The sequence below is a fragment of the Azotobacter armeniacus genome (assembly GCF_054779355.1).
Genome location: NZ_BAAGYK010000055.1, coordinates 1 through 17,594, shown reverse-complemented (window position 1 = coordinate 17,594; position 17,594 = coordinate 1). Strand labels below are relative to the sequence as shown.

Sequence of the window (17,594 nt, the reverse complement as noted above, 5' to 3'; positions counted from 1 at the left end):
AGATAGTCCAGGCGGGCCAGGAAGCGCTGCAGGGTGGTCTCGTCGAGCTCCTGGCCCGGCACATGGCGGCGCAGGTGCTCGGCGATGGTGGCCAGATGGCGACTTTCCTCGCCGGCGTCGAGGGCCAGGGCGAGAATGCGCATGTCGGCATGCAAGAGGCCGGCACGCTCCAGTTGGTAGAGAGCAGGAAACAGCTTGCGCAAGGCCAGGTCACCCAGGGCTCCGAAGAGGGCGAAGGTGCAAGGCTCGACAGGAGTGACGGTCATGATATTTGTTCTTTTATCAAAGTACAGACTTTATGAAAGCATCGTTGAATCGTTTCATCAACAAAAATTGTGTAATAAAACTACATTTTCCCATAACTAGGATTTTCAGTGGCCCCATCCGGAAGTGCCCAGTTACGATAAGGCACCCAATGCATAATCCGCCCCAGGAACCAACATGGATCGCGCGCGTAATCTGCTGGAACAGATCCAGAATCGTGTAGAAGAGCTGAACAAGGCCGAACGCAAGGTCGCCGAAGTCATTTTGCAAGACCCGCAACAAGCCACCCGCTACAGCATCGCCTCGCTGGCCCAGGCCGCCCAGGTCAGCGAGCCGACCGTCAACCGCTTCTGCCGCTCGTTCGGCGTCAGCGGCTACCCGGAACTGAAACTGCAGCTGGCCCAGAGTCTGGCCAGCGGCGCCGCCTATGTAAGCCGCGCCGTGGAAGCTGACGATGGTCCCGAGGCCTACACCCGGAAAATCTTCGGCAGCACCATCGCCTCGCTGGACAGTGCCCGCCAGGCGCTCGATCCCCAGACCATCGACAAGGCGGTCGACCTGCTGATCCAGGCTCGGCAGATCCACTTCTTCGGGCTCGGCGCCTCCGCCTCGGTGGCCCAGGACGCCCAGCACAAGTTCTTCCGCTTCAATCTCGGCGTGTCGGCGCAGAGCGACGTATTGATGCAGCGCATGCTCGCCTCGGTGGCCCATACTGGCGATCTCTTCGTGATCATTTCTTATACTGGACGCACCCGCGAACTGGTCGAGGTGGCGCATCTGGCCCGCGAGAACGGCGCCTCGGTGCTCGGCCTGACCGCCGCCGGATCGCCGCTGGCCAGGGCCTGCACCCTGAGCCTGGACATCCCGCTGCCGGAGGACACCGACATCTACATGCCGATGACCTCGCGGATCATCCAGCTCACCGTGCTCGACGTGCTCGCCACCGGCATGACCCTGCGCCGCGGTACGGACTTCCAGCCGCACCTGCGCAAGATCAAGGAGAGTCTCAACAGCACCCGCTATCCGAGCGACGACGAACTTCTCTAACAGGTCTTACTTTAGCCCTTCCAGATCGGAGGTGAAGGCACTCGCGCCCTGCTCCGCCGTGCTGAAGGCCGCCCGCATGAAGGCGAACAGCTCGCGGCCGCAGCCGACGCCGGCACCCTGCGGGGCGCTCGCCGGTTCGCGGGCGGCCAGCTCGGCGGCATCGACCAGCACTGTCAGGGTGCCGGCCTGACCATCGACACGAATCACGTCGCCGTCGCGCAGCTTGGCCAGCGGGCCGCCGTCGATGGCTTCCGGACAGACGTGGATGGCCGCCGGGACCTTGCCGGAAGCGCCGGACATGCGCCCGTCGGTCACCAGCGCCACCTTGAAGCCGCGGTCCTGCAGCACGCCCAGATAGGGGGTCATCTTGTGCAGCTCAGGCATGCCGTTGCTGCGCGGGCCCTGGAAGAGCATCACCGCCACCAGGTCGCGCTCCATCTCGCCGGCCTTGAAGGCATCGGCCAGCTCCTGCTGGTCGCGGAACACCCGCGCCGGCGCCTCCACCACCTGATGCTCGGGCGCCACCGCGGACACCTTCATCACCCCCCGCCCCAGGTTGCCGACCATCACCCGCAGGCCGCCCTCGGCCGAGAAGGGTTGCGCCGCCGGGCGCAGGATGTTCTCGTCGAGGCTCTGGGCCGGGCCGTCGCGCCAGACCAGCCGCTCTCCGTCGAGGAAGGGCTCCTGGGCGTAGCGGCGCAGGCCGCGCCCGACCACGGTATTGACGTCCTCGTGGAGCAGCCCGGCGTCGAGCAGCTCGCGGACCAGGAAGGCCACGCCGCCGGCGGCCTGGAAGTGGTTGATGTCGGCCTTGCCGTTCGGATAGACCTTGGTCAGGGTCGGCACCACCTCGGAGAGGTCGGCCATGTCCTGCCAGGTCAGTTGGATGCCGGCGGCCTGGGCGATGGCCGGCAGGTGCAGGGTGTGGTTGGTGGAGCCGCCGGTGGCGTGCAGCGCCACCACCGAGTTGACCACCACGCGCTCGTCGACGATCTCGCCAAGCGGCATGAACTGCCCGCCCTGCCTGGTCAGGCGGGTGACCTGGCGGGCGGCCTCCTCGGTCAGGAGGTCGCGCAGCGGGGTGCCCGGGTTGACGAAGGAGGAACCCGGCAGGTGCAGGCCCATCACCTCCATCAGCATCTGATTGGTGTTGGCGGTGCCATAGAAGGTGCAGGTGCCGACGTCATGATAGGCCTTCATCTCCGACTCGAGCAGCTCGTCGCGGCTGGCCTTGCCTTCGGCGTAGCGCTGTCTCACGTCCGCCTTTTCTTTGTTCGACAGCCCCGAAACCATCGGCCCGCTGGGCATGAACAGCGCCGGCAGATGACCGAAGCGCAGGGCACCCATCAACAGGCCAGGGACGATCTTGTCGCAGATGCCGAGATACAGGGCCGCATCGAACATGTTGTGGGAGAGCGCCACCGCCGTGGACAGAGCGATCACCTCGCGGCTGGCCAGAGCCAGCTCCATGCCCGGCTCGCCTTGGGTCACGCCATCACACATGGCCGGCACGCCGCCGGCGACCTGACCGACCGAGCCCATCTCGCGCAGAACGTGCTTGATCCGCTCCGGGTAGTGCTCGTAGGGCTGGTGGGCGGAGAGCATGTCGTTGTAGGCCGTGACAATGGCCACGTTGACGGAGTCCATCAGCCGCAGACGCTGCTTGTCGCTGCCATCGCAGGCGGCCACGCCATGGGCGAAGTTGGCGCACTGCAGCTTGCCGCGCTGCGGCCCCTCGTCAGCAGCCGCATGGATAATGGCCAGATAGCGCTCGCGCGTGGCACGACTACGTTCAACCAGGCGCTCGGTTACCTCAAGGACGCGGGGATGCATGGGATAGACTCCAGGTAGCGGGTATATTTGTTGTATAACAACGAAAATACCATGTATCGACGGAAATACCAGCCATTAAATCAGTATATTTTGATATTAAAACAACATTGACACCAAACCAACGCCCTTCCCGGCGGGAGCAGCTCAGCCGCGAAACCGCCGAAGAAAGCAGCTGCAAGGCCCGCCACGGAAAGCGGCTTCACGACTTTCTGCGCTGCGAGCGCACCCCGCTCCCAGTCGATCGAAGCCCTCAGGTGCTTTCGCGCACCATCAGCTCGAAGCCCATGTCCTGCACCGGCTCGGCGATCGGCTGACCGGCCATCAGGGCGAGCAGCAACTCGGCCGCCTGGCGACCGATCGCTTCTCGCGGTGTGCGGATGCTGCTGAGCCGCGGCACCATGAAGGCCGAGGCCGGCAAGTCGTTGAAACCGAGAACCGCCACCTGTTCGGGAACCTTCACACCGCGGCGCATAGCCTCCAGCAGGGCGCCGTGGGCCAGGTCGTCATTGCCGAAGAAGATGCCATCGAGCTGCGGATGACTGGCCAGCAGCTGGCCGAACAGTTCGCAACCCAGGCCAACGGAAGAGGACCGCGGCGTCAACAGTTCCAGGGCGGGATCGTAGAGGCCGGCCTGCTGCAGGGTCCGCCGGAAGCCTTCGCCGCGCAGCAGGGTGCGCTGGTCGAGCTGGGCACCAACGTAGGCCATCCGCCGCCGGCCGCGCGCGATCAGGTGCTCGGCCGCCGCCGCGCCGGCCCGCAACTGCGAAAAACCGACACAATGCAGGCCGGCACCGGAATCCAGATCCATCATATAGACGCAGGGAATACCGCTGGCCTCGAGCATGCGTCGCGCGCTCTCGGTTCGCTCGAAGCCAGTGAGCAGCAGACCGCGCGGCTGATAGGCGAGGTAGTTACGGATCAGATCCTCGTCCTCTTCGCGCGAATAGTGGGAGTTGCCGATCAGCACCTCCAACCCCTTCGTCCGCATCACTGTGTGTATGGCTTCAAGGGTTTCGACGAACAGCTGGTTGCCCAGGGAAGGCACCACCACCGCTACAGTCTGACTGCGCGCGGAAGCCAGAGCCCGTGCCGCCGGATTGGCCACATAGCCAAGCTCGCGGGCAGCCTCGCGGACCCTCTGCACCAGCTCCTCGGCAACGCTGGGGATGCCGCGCAGGGCTCGGGAGGCGGTGATGGGACTGACACCGGCACTGCGCGCCACTTCGTTGAGTGTCGGACGTCCGGTAGTACGTGTACTCTTGTCATTCTTAGAGGCGGTCATCAGGGCAATCGCACCATATGCAGCATCGGGATCGAACGGCAGGCACCGTGAGGGCTGCAGCGTCCGCAGGTCAGCTATTTTCGCCTCGCTTCGCCGCCGCTGTCTCCCCCATATCGCATCCGGCCCGCTTGTCAAACAAAAGTGCCGCCCCTAGGATAGCGCTGTCTCAGTGGTGCGGCAATCGGCTGAGCACAGCTCGATCCGCCACTTGCCACCGTTTCCGGACAAGCCCACCGGGCAAGTCACAACAACGACAACAAATCGGTGACAGCTTCAGTTTTGCGGCCGCCCCTACCGCAAAGATAGCGCTGTCTCCATGCCGAGGTGCCATATGCTTCCACCCATCCATGCACTGGTGATCATGGGCGTTGCCGGTTGCGGCAAGTCCAGCGTCAGCCAGGCGCTCTGCGAACTCAACGGCGCGACCCCTATCGAGGGCGATGCCTTCCACCCTCCGGAAAACATCCGCAAGATGAGCGCCGGCATCCCACTGAGTGACGAGGACCGCAGCGACTGGCTAGACCTTCTGTGCGACGAGCTGCGCCGCTCCATTGCCACCGGACAGCGTCCGGTGCTCTCCTGCTCGGCCTTGAAGCGGAGCTACCGGGAACGCCTGCGCAGTGCGGTGCCGGGACTCGGCTTCGTGTTCCTCGAACTGACCCCGGCCGTCGCGGCCCGCCGTGTTGCCGAGCGCCCCAGCCACTTCATGCCGGCGAGCATGATCGACAGCCAGTTCGCCACGCTCGAACCGCCCCTGAACGAACCCCTGACCCTGGTCCTGGATGCCTCACGCGAGGATGTGCCGCAGCTGGCCGCCGCCGCCCACGAATGGTGGCGTCAGCATGATCCAGACTAAGGCTGTTTCTTTTCAATAAGCAAAGACAGCGCTATCTCAAGTTGCTCCATCTCAAAACAACGACAATAGGAGATCCTCCCATGTTGGGCATGTCCCACGATACCTTCCTGCTGCTGGATGCAGTAATCACCATCGTCGGCCTGATCGTCCTGATCACCCGCTTCAAGCTGCACCCTTTCATCGCTCTGATCATCGCCGCTCTCTTCCTTGGCCTGACCTCGGGCATGCCGGTGGAAAAGGTCGTCAAGTCCTTCCAGGACGGCTTCGGCAGCGTCCTCGGCTTCGTCGGCGTGATCCTCGCGCTGGGCACCATGCTCGGCAAGATGATGGCCGAGTCCGGCGGTGCCGATCAGATCGCCCGCACCCTGATCCAGGCCTTCGGCAAGGAGCGCGTGCAGTGGTCGATGATGTTCGCCGCCTTTCTCGTCGGCATTCCGCTGTTTTTCGAGATCGGTTTCGTCCTGCTGATCCCGCTGGTGTTCATCGTCGCCCGGCGCACCGGGGTTTCGCTGATCAAGATCGGCATTCCGCTGCTCGCCGGCCTATCTGTGGTCCACGGCCTGGTGCCGCCGCATCCCGGCCCGCTGCTAGCCATCGGCGTGTTCGGCGCGGACATCGGCAAGACCATCCTCTACGGTCTGATCGTGGCCCTGCCGACCGGCATCATCGCCGGCCCGCTGTTCGGCTCCTTCATCTCCCGCTACATTCCCGGAACCCCCTCCCCCGAGTTGATGGAGCAGCTCGCCCACGAGCCCGAAGCCAGCAACCTGCCGAGCTTCAATGTGACGCTGGTGACCGTCCTGTTGCCGGTGCTCTTGATGCTGCTGAAGACCTTCGCCGACGTGGCCCTGCCCGAGGGGCATATGATCCGCGCCTGGATGGACATGATCGGCCACCCGATCAGCGCCCTGCTGCTGGCCCTGCTGCTGTCGCTTTACACCTTCGGCTACGCCCGCGGTTTCGAGCCCAAGCGAGTCCTCCGACTGCTCGAGGAAAGCCTGGGGCCGACCGCCGCCATCGTCATGATCATCGGCGCCGGCGGCGGCTTCAAACAGATGCTGGTGGTCAGCGGGGTGGGCAACGTGATCGGTCAGATGGCGGTGAACGCGCAGATCTCGCCAATCTTGCTGGCCTGGCTGGTCGCCGCGCTGATCCGCATCGCCACCGGCTCGGCCACGGTCGCCACCATTACCGGGGCCGGCATCGTGGTGCCGGTGATCGATCTGGTGCCCGGCGTCAACCGGGAGTTGCTGGTGCTCGCCACCGGCGCCGGCTCGCTGATCCTTTCCCACGTCAACGACGCCGGTTTCTGGATGGTCAAGCAGTACTTCAACATGACGGTACTGGAAACCTTCAAGACCTGGACCGCTATGGAGACCCTGCTTTCCGTGGTCGGCCTGGTGTTCATCCTGCTGCTTTCGCTGGTGGTTTGATCGAGCGAAGCTGCGGTCCCGATTCGCTCCAGGCGAGTCGGGATCGCACGGCACTGAACCGCCCCGGCAACTCTGGCGGCTCCTCGGTGTGAGTCGCGTCGCCATGGCGACCCCGTTCAGCTTGGTGGCCGCATCGGAAAAGCACCATGGGTGAACTTGATAATGTGAGCGATTGCCAGAAACAGGCGCTGCTCGCCTTATGCCAGGCGGAAGGGGCTGCCCTGTCGAATCCGTGAATGGCGCAGCGGCATTTGTTGGCCGACAGGAGTGATGCCCCTGTAAAAAGCAGAAACCAGGGCTTTACCCTGGTTTCTGGATGCATCTCCCGGGTTCGGCCGGGCGGATAACGGATTGATCAAGCCATGCCGGATGGGTGCTGACTTGTTCGGAGTTTCCTTAAGAAAACACCGAACAAGTCCGGCCCAACTCTAGCCATTCAGAGGAGAACAGGCTGACCCAGCTCCTGAGCCTCAGTAAGAGCCTTGCGCCGACGCATCGCCCAATAGGCAGCCGCGAAATAAATCACGGTACAAGCAAACCCTACATTGTAGAAAGTCTCGCGGTTTTCTTCGTAGGCCGCCATGTCCTGGCTGAAGAACATCGTGTTGCAAGCCAGCAGCAGGGCAATGGTCAAGCTTGCGCGGGCCACTACGTGGAGCCACTTCGAGAAAGTGGTGTTGTCCTTGACAGGCATCTTGTAGGCCTTGGCCTGCTCTTTCTGGAAAACCTCGACTTTCTTTTCAAAAGCCAGCAACTCGGCCTCCTCCTCGGGATACTGTTTCCCGGCACCGTACATCTTGGCCATGATCGTGTATACGATGATCGTAAAGACCCAGGTCGGAACGAACAGATAATAGAAGGATATGATATCCAGTGCATTCAGGCCAAAGCCGAACACAAGGCCTGCGCCCCATGAGGCAACTGCCGGAGTGCTATGGGTGAGTTTGCGATAGGTTACCCAGTAGCGGGTCAAACCGATACGGGGGAATATGAAGTGCTCGGCGAAGACAATGGCTCCGACCGGCACAACCAGCAGGCCCGCATAGGTCAGCAAGGGTAGCATTTTCGAAAAAACAAAGGGGAAACAAGCAACGATCACAGTCACGATGCCGACGACCAGTGTGGTCTGCTTGCGAGAGTGATTATGGAAGATCGCCTGCGCGGCAAGACCGGCCCGGTAGAGGTTGGCATTGGCAGTCGTCCAGCCGGCAACGATCACAATTACGAATCCCGACAAACCGAGTGCATGGAAGGCCACATCACCGGGGTCCAGAGTGGTAATCGAGGTTTTCAGAAGGACAGCGGTGCCCGCTCCCATGATCCCTGCAGCAATCCAGGCGATATAGTGGCCGAACAGCATGCCCGAACTCGTGCAGAGGCCATAGGTCTTTTTCTTGGAATAGCGCAACAAGGCCATGTCAATCAAACCGAAGTGCGTAATCGTGTTGGCCGCCCATGCGAAGCCAATCACCTCAAGCAACCCGATCCCCGGCTCTCCCTGAGCATTCATCCCTGTCCAGATCGACTGGCTGCCAATATGTACAAAGTCGCTCCAGCCACTCAAGGTGGTGCGGCCAAGAACCGACTCGGCCAAAACTGGCATCAAAACAAGTGCGCCACTGGCAAACATGACAAATAGCCAAGGTGCACAGATTCCCGAGAAGTCGGAAACAGCATTAAAACCGTACATGGCGACCAAGACCACGATTATGCCAACCCCCAGCACAACCATGACAAACCAGGGGTCTGTTGGAAACCAGTTCAACTGTGCCGGTATGTCGAACAAGAACCGAACTGCCGTTGATGACACGGTTATCATCGCTGCAGATATCACAGTAAAAATAACAATGTTCGCCCAGTTATAGAGCTTCGTCATATTCCCACCCGCAATCTTGTGCAGGTAGGTATACAGGCTCAACCTGGTTTCCACGGCAATCGGCGTGGTAATCAAGGTCCAACTAAGGATCGCCAGGATGTTACCGATCAGCAACCCCAGCAGGATATCCATGATTTGGGCCCCCATCGCCACGAAAGTTGCACCGATGACGAACTCGGTTGCGGCAACGTGCTCGCCGGCATACAGCCCCATAAAGTGGGTCCAGCCGTGAAGTTTATGCTTCGGTATTGGCAATTGCTCTTCGCTCATGCCAGCTAAAACTTGATTATGCGTTTCTATTTTCATTTCAATGCTTCTTATAATTTCACTGTTTAAGGAAACCATCTGAAAAAGGCCTGTCCGGCTCAAGCCCTGCCTTTGCGGACTCCGTCGTTACGGGCTCTAGCCATCCGCTGGCGGAACGGAAGCAGTCTTTCTCAGATTCAGGAAATCATTTTGTTACGGGCTCTAGCCCATGGGAGGAGCGGAAGCAGGCTTTTGCAGAGCTTTCTGAGATAGAAGCGCAATGGAGAGAGCAAGCACGCTTGGGATCAATGTATGTTTCATTATTATTCACTCCTGCTGATCGCGCGATCAGTTATTTTATCTTTATTGTGACCCTCCCCCCGCGAAAGAGGAATACTCGACGAGGAAGCCGAGGTGAGATGAATTACACCGGGCATTCACCACCAAGGCAAACTCATAACCGCCCAAAAACCTGTACTTTTTTGCAAAAAATGGCAGCCAGGCCAGACAAGCCCCGCCCCCAAACAAATATTCAAAAATCAAAAACTTAAAAAATATGCTTGTTTCCAAAATAACAAAGCATACAAGCTCCACTTTTTATCTATTTCCGTAGTACGCGCACCCTGACAAGATCAAAAGTCTGGGTGATAAACAAGCGAGCAACAACACGTCAATCATCGCACTCCTACGAGCTGATCGTCCAAGGAGCATACTGCCCTTGGGCCCAGGGGCATAGGCGAACTACTCGTCGGCCTATCAGGAGCTGATCCGTGCCCAGCACCTACGTTGCAGCATGAGCGCAAAGGGCAACTGCTACGACTGTGCAGAGAGCTTCTTCCACAGCCTGAAGGTCGAGCGCATCCACGGCAAGCGCTTCAACAGCCACTTCAACAGCCGCGCCCAGATGCGTGAAACCGTGTTTGAATACATCGAAACCGACTACAACCGCCAGCGTCGCCACAGCAACGCTGGGACATATCAGCCCGGAAGCCTTCGAGGCTCGGATGAGTGCTTAAACCCGTGTCCACGGCTGCTGGGCAAGATCACTCCTGAAAAAAAGTATTAGTTATTTGCAATAGGCGCGCTAGCCAATCCGGTCTCGCCATAATTAACCTAAAAAGGCCAGCCACCAAACTTGCGACAGTCTATATGTGCGGTGGCGTATTAACTACAAATACAACAAAGGAAACCATCATGGTTCAGCGTGAAGAATCACGAGGGCTGTTATTCGGCATGCCCTTGTCCCTCATCTGGGGTTATATTGCCATTGCCGTGTTCATGACGGGAGACGGCATTGAACTAGCTTTCCTGTCGCGCTATGTCGTCGACCTCGGTTTCTCGCCCACCCAGGCCTCGTTCCTCTTTACCGTCTATGGATTACTGGCAGCCCTGTCCAGTTGGAGTTCCGGCGTACTGGCCGACATTTTCGGACCGCGCCGGATCATGCGCATCGGCGTGATCGCCTGGATCGTATTCCATGTGCTTTTCCTGCTCTTTGGCCTGGGTGAAAAGAACTACGCCTTGATGGTGTTGTTCTATGGGATCCGCGGCCTGGCCTATCCCTTGTTCATCTATGCCTTCGTCGTCTGGGTCGCGCACGTTGCTCCGAGAGAGCGTCAGGCCTCGGCCATGGGCTGGTACTGGACGATGTACTCCATCGGTATCGGCTTTTTGGGAACTTATCTGCCCAGCTTCACCATCCCGCACATCGGCTTCATGGGCACCCTATGGATGGCGGTCGCCTGGGTGGCAGTAGCGGGCGCCATGGTCATGCTTCTAGTGAGAGATTGGCAGAGGGCAGATACCGGTGCCAATACGAGTCTTGCCGGACGTCTTCGTGAGTTGAGCCGTGGCGCCACTATTCTGTTCGACCATCGCAGCATTCTTATCGCTGCCCTTGTACGGATTATCTGCAATCTGCCGCTTTTCGGCTTTCCCGTGATCATGCCGCTGTTCTTCACCTCCGCCGAGGTGGGCTTCACGATGGAACAATGGCTGCGCATCTGGGGCGCCCTGTTCATCGTCACCATTTTTACCAATGTGATGTGGGGATTGATCGGCGACCGGATCGGCTGGGTCTTCCAGATGCGCTGGTTCGGCTGTGCCGGATGCGCGCTCGCCACCCTGGCCTTCTATTACGTGCCGCTCACTTATGGCGCCAGTTTCCCTGGAGCCATATTGGCAGCGGTTGCCCTGGGCATCGGGGTGTCCGCCTTCGTGCCCATGGGCGCGATCTTTCCCACCATAGCCCCAGAACACAAGGGCGCGGCCCTCTCCGCGCATAACCTGGCTGCCGGACTCTCCACCTTCATGGGACCAGCCATTGCCACCTTGGGCATCTCCACGGTGGGCGTGGAGGGCATCGTCTGGATCTACGCCTTGCTTTACCTGCTTGGAGTAGTACTGACCTATTTCATCCACGTCGATCAACCGGGCTTTGAGCATAAAGCCAAGCTTACCGCTCCCTTCTCGCATCAATCGAAAACCAGCAAAGCCATCTGAACAGGAGAGGCCATCCATGAAAGCTCTGGTCCTGGAAAAGCAGCACGACTTGAAGATTCGCGATATCGACTTGCCCCTGATGCTGGGTCCGGACGATGTGCGTATCCGCATCCATACCGTAGGCGTGTGCGGCAGCGATGTTCATTACTACACCCATGGCCGGATCGGCCCTTTCATTGTCGATCAGCCGATGGTGCTGGGGCATGAGGCGGCCGGTACGGTCGTCGAAGTCGGCAGCAATGTGACGCACCTGACCAAGGGAGACCGCGTCTGCATGGAGCCGGGCATTCCCGATCCCAAGTCCAAAGCCTCGCGTCTGGGGCTCTATAACGTCGATCCGGCGGTGGTGTTCTGGGCGACTCCGCCGGTCCATGGCTGCCTGACCCCCGAGGTCATCCATCCAGCGGCCTTCGCCTACAAGCTGCCCGATCACGTTAGCTTTGCCGAAGGGGCGCTGGTGGAACCTTTCGCCATCGGCATGCAGGCAGCGGTCAAGGCGCGCATCAAACCCGGCGATGTCGCCGTCGTCATCGGCGCCGGCACGATCGGCATGATGACCGCCCTGGCCGCCCTGGCCGGGGGCGCGAGCCGGGTGCTGGTGTCCGACCTGATGGTGGAGAAGCTGGCCATCGCCCAGCGCTATGAGGGCATCACCGCCGTCAACGTGCGCGAGCAGTCCCTGCAGGACAAGGTGGCCGAGGCCACCGGCGGCTGGGGCGCGGACGCGGTGTTCGAGGCCAGCGGCAGCGCCCGGGCCTATGGCGATGCGCTGGCGGCCGTCTGCCCGGGCGGGGCGCTGGTACTGGTGGGCATGCCGGTCGAGCACGTGCCCTTCGATGTGGTGGCGGCCCAGGCCAAGGAGATCAGGATCGAGACCGTGTTCCGCTATGCCAATGTCTACGAGCGGGCCGTAAACCTGATCGCCAGCGGCAAGGTCGATTTGGAACCGCTGATCTCGGCAACCTTTCCCTTTGAACAGGGCGTCGAGGCTTTTGAGCGGGCAGCCAGCGCCCAACCGGGCGATGTGAAAGTGCAAATCACCTTTGGCGATGCCTGAGCGCAATAGCTACCTTGACATGACAGGTTAGAACGGAAGCCGCAGGGTGATGAAAGGCAGGCAACTCGGCGAGAGGACTTCGGATCTGGAGGTGATTCTTAACGAGCCACAACACAGCTTCCGGTGGTATGAACACGATTACCCGTATCCACTGGCGCGCTGGAACCATCACCCTGAATTCGAGATACACCTGATCCGTCAAGGCAATGGCAAGCTGCTTGCCGGGGACTATATCGGCCACTTCGGTCCTGGCCATGTGGCGCTGATGGGCCCCGGGCTACCCCATGACTGGATCAGCGACCTGGCGCCGGAGCAAAGTATCCTGGGACGCGATGTGGTTCTGCAATTCGATGGGGAAGCCCTGCTGCGTCTGCGTGAAACACTGCCCGAACTGGGCGAGTTGCAATCCCTGTTCAGTCGGGCTCGGCAAGGTATCGAATTCACTGGCGAGGCAGCCCGTACTGCTGCCCGCCTGCTGGAGGCCATCGGGCAGACAGGCGGTCTGAAACGCCTGGTGTTGTTTCTGTCGCTCCTGGAAACCCTGGCCCAGGCTGGAGTCGATGAGAGCCGTACGCTGGCCAGCCCGCAATATGCGCCAATGCTGAATAGCCTGACGAGCGAGCGGATGAATCGGATCTTCGATTACATTCTGGGAAATCTGGCCGGGGAAATCCGCATGTCGGTCATCGCGCAGCGTCTGCAGATGAGCGAGCCGGCCTTCTCACGCTTTTTCAAGCGTACGACCGGACATACCTTCGTTGACCTGATCCGCAAGTTGCGGATCCAGCGGGCGTGTCGCCTGCTACTGCAAAGCCAGCAGTCGATCGCAGAGATCTGCTTCGAGGTGGGCTATAGCAACCTGTCGAACTTCAATCGTCACTTCCGCCATGAAATGCATGAAACACCCAGCGATTACCGTAAACAGATCATACAACAATCCGTTATTAGAAAATAAGGGAACATTAGCATGACCAGAAGAATTCGAAGCATCCTCCGCAAAGAGGATGCAACATGTTTTTAGAATATGCGGCGAGTTATTATTCGATTTTTTGTCGAGCCAGCGCACAGTAACTTACCAAGGCAAGTCGATTTCAAGGCAATAGCGGGACGGGTGGTTCTCCTTTCAACGTGGCGGTGGGATTGAGTCGGCTGAGCATAGAGGCCGCATTGCGGACAGGTATTTCCACGGATTTTCTGGGCAAACAGTTACGCCGGGTGCTAAGTACCAGGGCTTTCAAGATGTCTTCTTGCAACCTATTGAATGCACATATGGACATGCTCAGGCATCAAATGGCCCTCCACTATCCAGCATTCCCTCTGCCTCGCCAACTCATGCAACTGCTCGCCAAGGTGCTTTCGAGTCGCGCCGAAGATCGCCTTTTTGCGCCTCTTCGGGATGAAAACAACGTGACACTTACAGTCCCACTTCGTGTGCGCGAGACTCTGATAGTCTCTCATCGGGTACCTCCTGGTCGAGACAGAAGGCTCCCGATGACCGCATCACACGGTCAAACCTCAAGGAGTCCCCCGGCTTAGCCGGGGGATTACCTTATTTATTTAAATGAAGGTTGCAAACTTCTTGTCGTCTGCTCCAACTTCCTCCGCCATTATCAACTTAAGCGTGGCGCGCACGCCGAGTGTCTGCAAACGCTCAAGCTGCAGGCGGAAGGTTGCTACGAATGTGGCAGAAGCCGGAATCTTGTGCCCGAACACATCCTCGAGCCCCAGGAAATTCTCGACCAGACGCTCCTTGAGGCATGCGGCCTCCTGTAGCGAGGCGGCACGCGGATCGAGAATCGGATAGGTTCCACCTTGCTCGTCGAGGCCGCGCAGGTAGTGGCACCAGGCGGCCAGAATCAGCGTCGTACGCCGCATGTCAACGCCAGATTCAATCTGGCCAAGCAGGGTCGGCAGTACGAACTTCGGGAGCTTGGATGAGCCGTCGGAGCAAAGCCGACTGATCTGGTCACAGATTGTCGTGTTGGAAAAACGCTCGATCAGCGTGTCCTTGTATTTCTCCAGATCGATGCCGGGCACTTCGGCCAGCAGCGGCGTGACATCCCGGTCCATGTAGGTGCGGACAAACTCCTGCAGCTGCGCATCCTGCATTGCCTCGTGCGCATAGCGGTGACCGAGCAATGCACCGAGGTAGGCCATGGCCATATGGCTGCCGTTGAGGAGACGAATCTTCATCTCCTCATAAGGCGTGACATCGTCGGTGAACTGCACGCCAACTTCCTCCCAGGACGGACGACCGTTGCAGAACTTGTCCTCCAGCACCCACTGCAGGAAAGGCTCGGCCACCACCGGCCAGGCATCCTCGATGCCGGTTTCCTCCCGCAACTGGAGGCGATGCGCATCACTGGTCATCGGAGTGATCCGGTCGACCATTGCATTCGGAAAGCTGACGTTGGTGGCGATCCAGTCATGAAGCTCGGCGTCACGCAGCTTGGCAAAACTCAGCAGGGCATTGCGTGCCACTTGGCCGTTATGCGGCAGGTTATCGCACGACATCACGGTAAACGGCTTGATGCCGGCTGCACGGCGGCGGGCCAGGGCCTCGGTCAGAAAACCGAATACTGTCCGAGGCTGCTGCGGATTGGCCAGGTCATGGCGGATTTGCGGCAGATCGGCATTGAACTGGCCGCTACTGTCGTCGGTGCAATAGCCACCCTCGGTGATGGTCAACGATACGATCCGGGTGTCGGGGTCAGCCAGCTTGCGAATCAGCGCTTCGGAGCCGTCCTCGGCGAGCAGGAAATCGCCGAGGACGCCGACCACCTGGATCTGTGTGTTGTCGCTGTCGCCTAGCTCATAGAGGGTATAGAGATAGTCTTGGGAGGCGAGGGCCTCCTGCATGGCTCGATCTTCCGAGCGCAGCCCCACCCCACAAATGCCCCACTCGCTGGCCTTGCCCCGGTTGAGCAGCATCTCGGTATAGATCGCCTGATGGGCGCGATGAAAACCACCGACACCAATATGCACGATTCCCTGCTTGACCTGCTTGCGGTCGTATAGAGGGCGCTGAACACGCTCAGGAAGTTGAGACAGATTTTTGGTATTGAGTTTCACGTTTTGCTACCTCTAGACCGCTCGGGTTTGTCGGGGACCAACGAAGCCCGGCCTTTTGTCAGGCAACAAGGATCCCGGTGCGCCTGAAGACGCGTATTAAAAAGAGTTCGAAGTAAAAGGTGATGTCGGGGGAAATCAGGCCACCCAGGCTGACGAGCTTGGCTTGAGCGAAGCGTGACGGTGACACCCGAACCCTCGGTCGCCTTGACGAAGCTCTTCAAGAAAGCCACTCCCGGCGTGACAGAGCCGGTGACAAATCGCCTTATGGGATAGTGGTAAGGAATGAGCAGGCTGCACGGCCAGGCTTGATGGATAGCTCATGATTGCCAAGTCCTCTGCCGATCACACGATCAGCTATTTTTTATCTTTCTTGTCAACCTCCCTTCGCCAATGAGGGTTATTCGACGGGAGACTCAGGATGAAATGGATTACACCGGCTATTTACTACCAAGACAAATTCATAACATCCAAAAAACCTGTACTTTTTTGCACAAGGAACAGGCGCACTCAGCTAGCGCTAGCGCTTCACAAAAAATAAATCCATAAAAATCAAAAAGTTAAATTGGTAAAGCTTATTTCTGAAATTACAAAGTGTACAAGCTTTATTTCTTTATATATGCTTGCAGTACGCACATCCTGACAAGATCCAAACCCAAGGTGATGAGCAAGCGAGCCACAACACGTCAGTCATCCCCCTCCTACGAGCTGATTCCCCCCAAGGAGCACAGCTCGATCCTTTATCGAAAGCACGGTTTTCCCGACCCTCTGGTCCGCTGGCACTACCACAAGGAATACGAACTGCACCTGATCACCCACAGCAGCGGCAAGGTTTTCGTTGGGGATTACATTGGCAACTTTTATCCCGGCACTCTATTCCTGATTGGCCCCAACCTTCCCCATAACTGGATCAGTCATACAGAAGAACAAGCAATCTATCCGGAGCGGGACCAGGTTGTCGTATTCACCGATGAAATGATCCAGACTGCACGCAATGTCCTGCCGGAATTCACTGAACTGGATGGTTTGCTACAGCAGGCCAGCTTCGGCATCGAATTCCAGGATGCTGCTACTATCCGTGAAGCACAGGGCCTGATGCAGAAAATAGCGACCTCCAACGGACTGGAATCCCTGGCTCACTTCTTGTCCATCATGGGCCTTCTTGCCAAGGCAGATCAGTACCACCTGCTTTCCAGCGAGCATTATCTGACCATCACTGGCGAAAAGAACCAGCAGCGTGTAAATCAGGCGGTCAACTACATCTTCAATCATTACCACGAGAATCTAAGTTTGGAGGAAGTTGCCGAAGAACTCGGCATGCAGCCAACTTACTTCTCAAAGTTTTTTCGCCAAGCGACCGGGCGGCGCTTTGTAGAGTTCGTCAACAGCCTGCGCATCACCCGCGCCTGCGATCTGCTGGTACACAGTGACCTGCCGATTACAAATATCTGTTTCGAAGTGGGCTTTACCAATATATCAAATTTCAATCGCCATTTTATGGGGCTCAAGGAAATGACCCCATCCAGCTATCGCAAATTGGCGGGAGTTGCCTGCTTGCCTGATTTCCACTGCGGCACGGCGACGGAATAGTTTCCGCCGCGCCAGTCTGCGGCCTGGCCGATGGCGAAATTCGAACTCACCCAGAGCGAAAAGGGCTTCGTCCAGAGCAACCTGGCCCAATGCTCTTATCCGGTCGCCTGGGATAGCCTACCGTCGCAGGCCTCTGGACAAGCTATGCACCCGCAAGCTCTCGATGCACAGCATTGCGAAGCTGTTGAGCGGTACACAGAACGTGCCAGCCGAGCAAACCTTGCAACGGAACCGTCCCAGACGCGACTACCGGTTTCTCAAACGCACAAATACCTTTATTAACGCGGCAATCAAATTCACGATATAAAGGGACATGAAAAAGATCGATGCCCGAAAGCTCTCTCGAGAAACTCAGGACCAGATGCGACGCCTGGCCATGAATCTGCGTGAGCAGCGCGAACTGACTTGGCAAGAGGTTGCCGACGTATTGGGCGTACATCTGAGTACCGTACTAGCCTGGTCCAAACGCTACAGCGAGCAAGGCAGCGAAGGTCTGAAATCCAGGACACGAGGTCGGCGCCAGGCAAGCGGACGGACCT

The 17,594-nt window shown here is 58.9% G+C and carries 12 protein-coding genes and 3 pseudogenes; 9 read left to right on the top strand and 6 right to left on the bottom strand.

Features of this window, described 5'->3' with window-relative positions; translation table 11 throughout:
• Nucleotides 1-266 (bottom strand): annotated as a pseudogene (locus ACYVD0_RS11080) (glucose-6-phosphate dehydrogenase); the annotation flags it as partial.
• Between the two features lie 175 nt (nucleotides 267-441).
• On the opposite strand from ACYVD0_RS11080, the gene ACYVD0_RS11075 reads away from it, so the two are divergent.
• Nucleotides 442-1,311, top strand: coding sequence for a MurR/RpiR family transcriptional regulator (locus ACYVD0_RS11075; protein ID WP_460426870.1), 870 nt, complete (start codon nucleotides 442-444; stop codon nucleotides 1,309-1,311).
• Between the two features lie 6 nt (nucleotides 1,312-1,317).
• Here ACYVD0_RS11075 and edd read toward each other — a convergent pair whose 3' ends face one another.
• A complete protein-coding gene (edd, locus tag ACYVD0_RS11070) occupies nucleotides 1,318-3,144 on the bottom strand; it encodes an IlvD/Edd family dehydratase (RefSeq protein ID WP_460426869.1) in 1,827 nt (608 codons plus the stop codon).
• Nucleotides 3,145-3,394: 250 nt separating this feature from the next.
• The gene (gene gntR, locus ACYVD0_RS11065) at nucleotides 3,395-4,426 is read right to left on the bottom strand and encodes a LacI family DNA-binding transcriptional regulator (protein WP_460426868.1); all 1,032 of its coding nucleotides are present in this window, start codon (nucleotides 4,424-4,426) and stop codon (nucleotides 3,395-3,397) included.
• Between the two features lie 331 nt (nucleotides 4,427-4,757).
• On the opposite strand from gntR, the gene ACYVD0_RS11060 reads away from it, so the two are divergent.
• Nucleotides 4,758-5,282: a gluconokinase gene (locus ACYVD0_RS11060; RefSeq protein ID WP_460426867.1), complete on the top strand. Its 525-nt coding sequence runs from the start codon at nucleotides 4,758-4,760 to the stop codon at nucleotides 5,280-5,282.
• A gap of 80 nt (nucleotides 5,283-5,362) precedes the next feature.
• Nucleotides 5,363-6,715 carry a GntP family permease gene (locus ACYVD0_RS11055; protein ID WP_460426866.1) on the top strand — a complete coding sequence of 451 codons (1,353 nt, stop codon included), beginning with the start codon at nucleotides 5,363-5,365 and terminating at the stop codon, nucleotides 6,713-6,715.
• A gap of 436 nt (nucleotides 6,716-7,151) precedes the next feature.
• On the opposite strand, the gene ACYVD0_RS11050 is transcribed toward ACYVD0_RS11055, so the two are convergent.
• Nucleotides 7,152-8,897: a purine-cytosine permease family protein gene (locus tag ACYVD0_RS11050; protein WP_460426865.1), complete on the bottom strand. Its 1,746-nt coding sequence runs from the start codon at nucleotides 8,895-8,897 to the stop codon at nucleotides 7,152-7,154.
• 685 nt (nucleotides 8,898-9,582) lie between these two features.
• Here ACYVD0_RS11050 and ACYVD0_RS11045 point away from each other — a divergent pair.
• The 4 genes and pseudogenes from ACYVD0_RS11045 to ACYVD0_RS11030 all read left to right on the top strand — a co-directional run.
• A pseudogene (locus ACYVD0_RS11045) lies at nucleotides 9,583-9,853 on the top strand (IS3 family transposase); the annotation flags it as partial.
• A gap of 178 nt (nucleotides 9,854-10,031) precedes the next feature.
• The gene (locus ACYVD0_RS11040) at nucleotides 10,032-11,339 is read left to right on the top strand and encodes an MFS transporter (protein ID WP_460426864.1); all 1,308 of its coding nucleotides are present in this window, start codon (nucleotides 10,032-10,034) and stop codon (nucleotides 11,337-11,339) included.
• Nucleotides 11,340-11,355: 16 nt separating this feature from the next.
• A complete protein-coding gene (locus tag ACYVD0_RS11035; RefSeq protein ID WP_460426863.1) occupies nucleotides 11,356-12,396 on the top strand; it encodes an NAD(P)-dependent alcohol dehydrogenase in 1,041 nt (346 codons plus the stop codon).
• 49 nt (nucleotides 12,397-12,445) lie between these two features.
• A complete protein-coding gene (locus ACYVD0_RS11030) occupies nucleotides 12,446-13,351 on the top strand; it encodes a helix-turn-helix domain-containing protein (protein WP_460426862.1) in 906 nt (301 codons plus the stop codon).
• Between the two features lie 305 nt (nucleotides 13,352-13,656).
• Here ACYVD0_RS11030 and tnpA read toward each other — a convergent pair.
• A pseudogene (gene tnpA / locus ACYVD0_RS11025) lies at nucleotides 13,657-13,854 on the bottom strand (IS200/IS605 family transposase); the annotation flags it as partial.
• Nucleotides 13,855-13,953: 99 nt separating this feature from the next.
• Nucleotides 13,954-15,468, bottom strand: a complete 1,515-nt coding sequence (locus tag ACYVD0_RS11020) for a mannitol dehydrogenase family protein (protein ID WP_460426861.1) — start codon at nucleotides 15,466-15,468, stop codon at nucleotides 13,954-13,956.
• Nucleotides 15,469-16,128: 660 nt separating this feature from the next.
• On the opposite strand from ACYVD0_RS11020, the gene ACYVD0_RS11015 reads away from it, so the two are divergent.
• Nucleotides 16,129-17,055 (top strand): AraC family transcriptional regulator, encoded by a 927-nt coding sequence (locus tag ACYVD0_RS11015; protein ID WP_460426860.1) that lies wholly within the window; start codon nucleotides 16,129-16,131, stop codon nucleotides 17,053-17,055.
• 313 nt (nucleotides 17,056-17,368) lie between these two features.
• Nucleotides 17,369-17,594, top strand: a 226-nt coding sequence (locus ACYVD0_RS11010; protein WP_460426859.1) for a helix-turn-helix domain-containing protein, incomplete at its 3' end; no start/stop codon positions are given.

Excerpts from the sequence above, each read along its gene's own strand:
- ACYVD0_RS11075 (WP_460426870.1), top strand. The coding sequence starts at position 442 with ATGGATCGCGCGCGTAATCTGCTGGAACAGATCCAGAATCGTGTAGAA.
- edd (WP_460426869.1), bottom strand. The coding sequence starts at position 3,144 with ATGCATCCCCGCGTCCTTGAGGTAACCGAGCGCCTGGTTGAACGTAGT.
- gntR (WP_460426868.1), bottom strand. The coding sequence starts at position 4,426 with ATGACCGCCTCTAAGAATGACAAGAGTACACGTACTACCGGACGTCCG.
- ACYVD0_RS11060 (WP_460426867.1), top strand. The coding sequence starts at position 4,758 with ATGCTTCCACCCATCCATGCACTGGTGATCATGGGCGTTGCCGGTTGC.
- ACYVD0_RS11055 (WP_460426866.1), top strand. The coding sequence starts at position 5,363 with ATGTTGGGCATGTCCCACGATACCTTCCTGCTGCTGGATGCAGTAATC.
- ACYVD0_RS11050 (WP_460426865.1), bottom strand. The coding sequence starts at position 8,897 with ATGAAAATAGAAACGCATAATCAAGTTTTAGCTGGCATGAGCGAAGAG.
- ACYVD0_RS11040 (WP_460426864.1), top strand. The coding sequence starts at position 10,032 with ATGGTTCAGCGTGAAGAATCACGAGGGCTGTTATTCGGCATGCCCTTG.
- ACYVD0_RS11035 (WP_460426863.1), top strand. The coding sequence starts at position 11,356 with ATGAAAGCTCTGGTCCTGGAAAAGCAGCACGACTTGAAGATTCGCGAT.
- ACYVD0_RS11030 (WP_460426862.1), top strand. The coding sequence starts at position 12,446 with ATGAAAGGCAGGCAACTCGGCGAGAGGACTTCGGATCTGGAGGTGATT.
- ACYVD0_RS11015 (WP_460426860.1), top strand. The coding sequence starts at position 16,129 with ATGAGCAAGCGAGCCACAACACGTCAGTCATCCCCCTCCTACGAGCTG.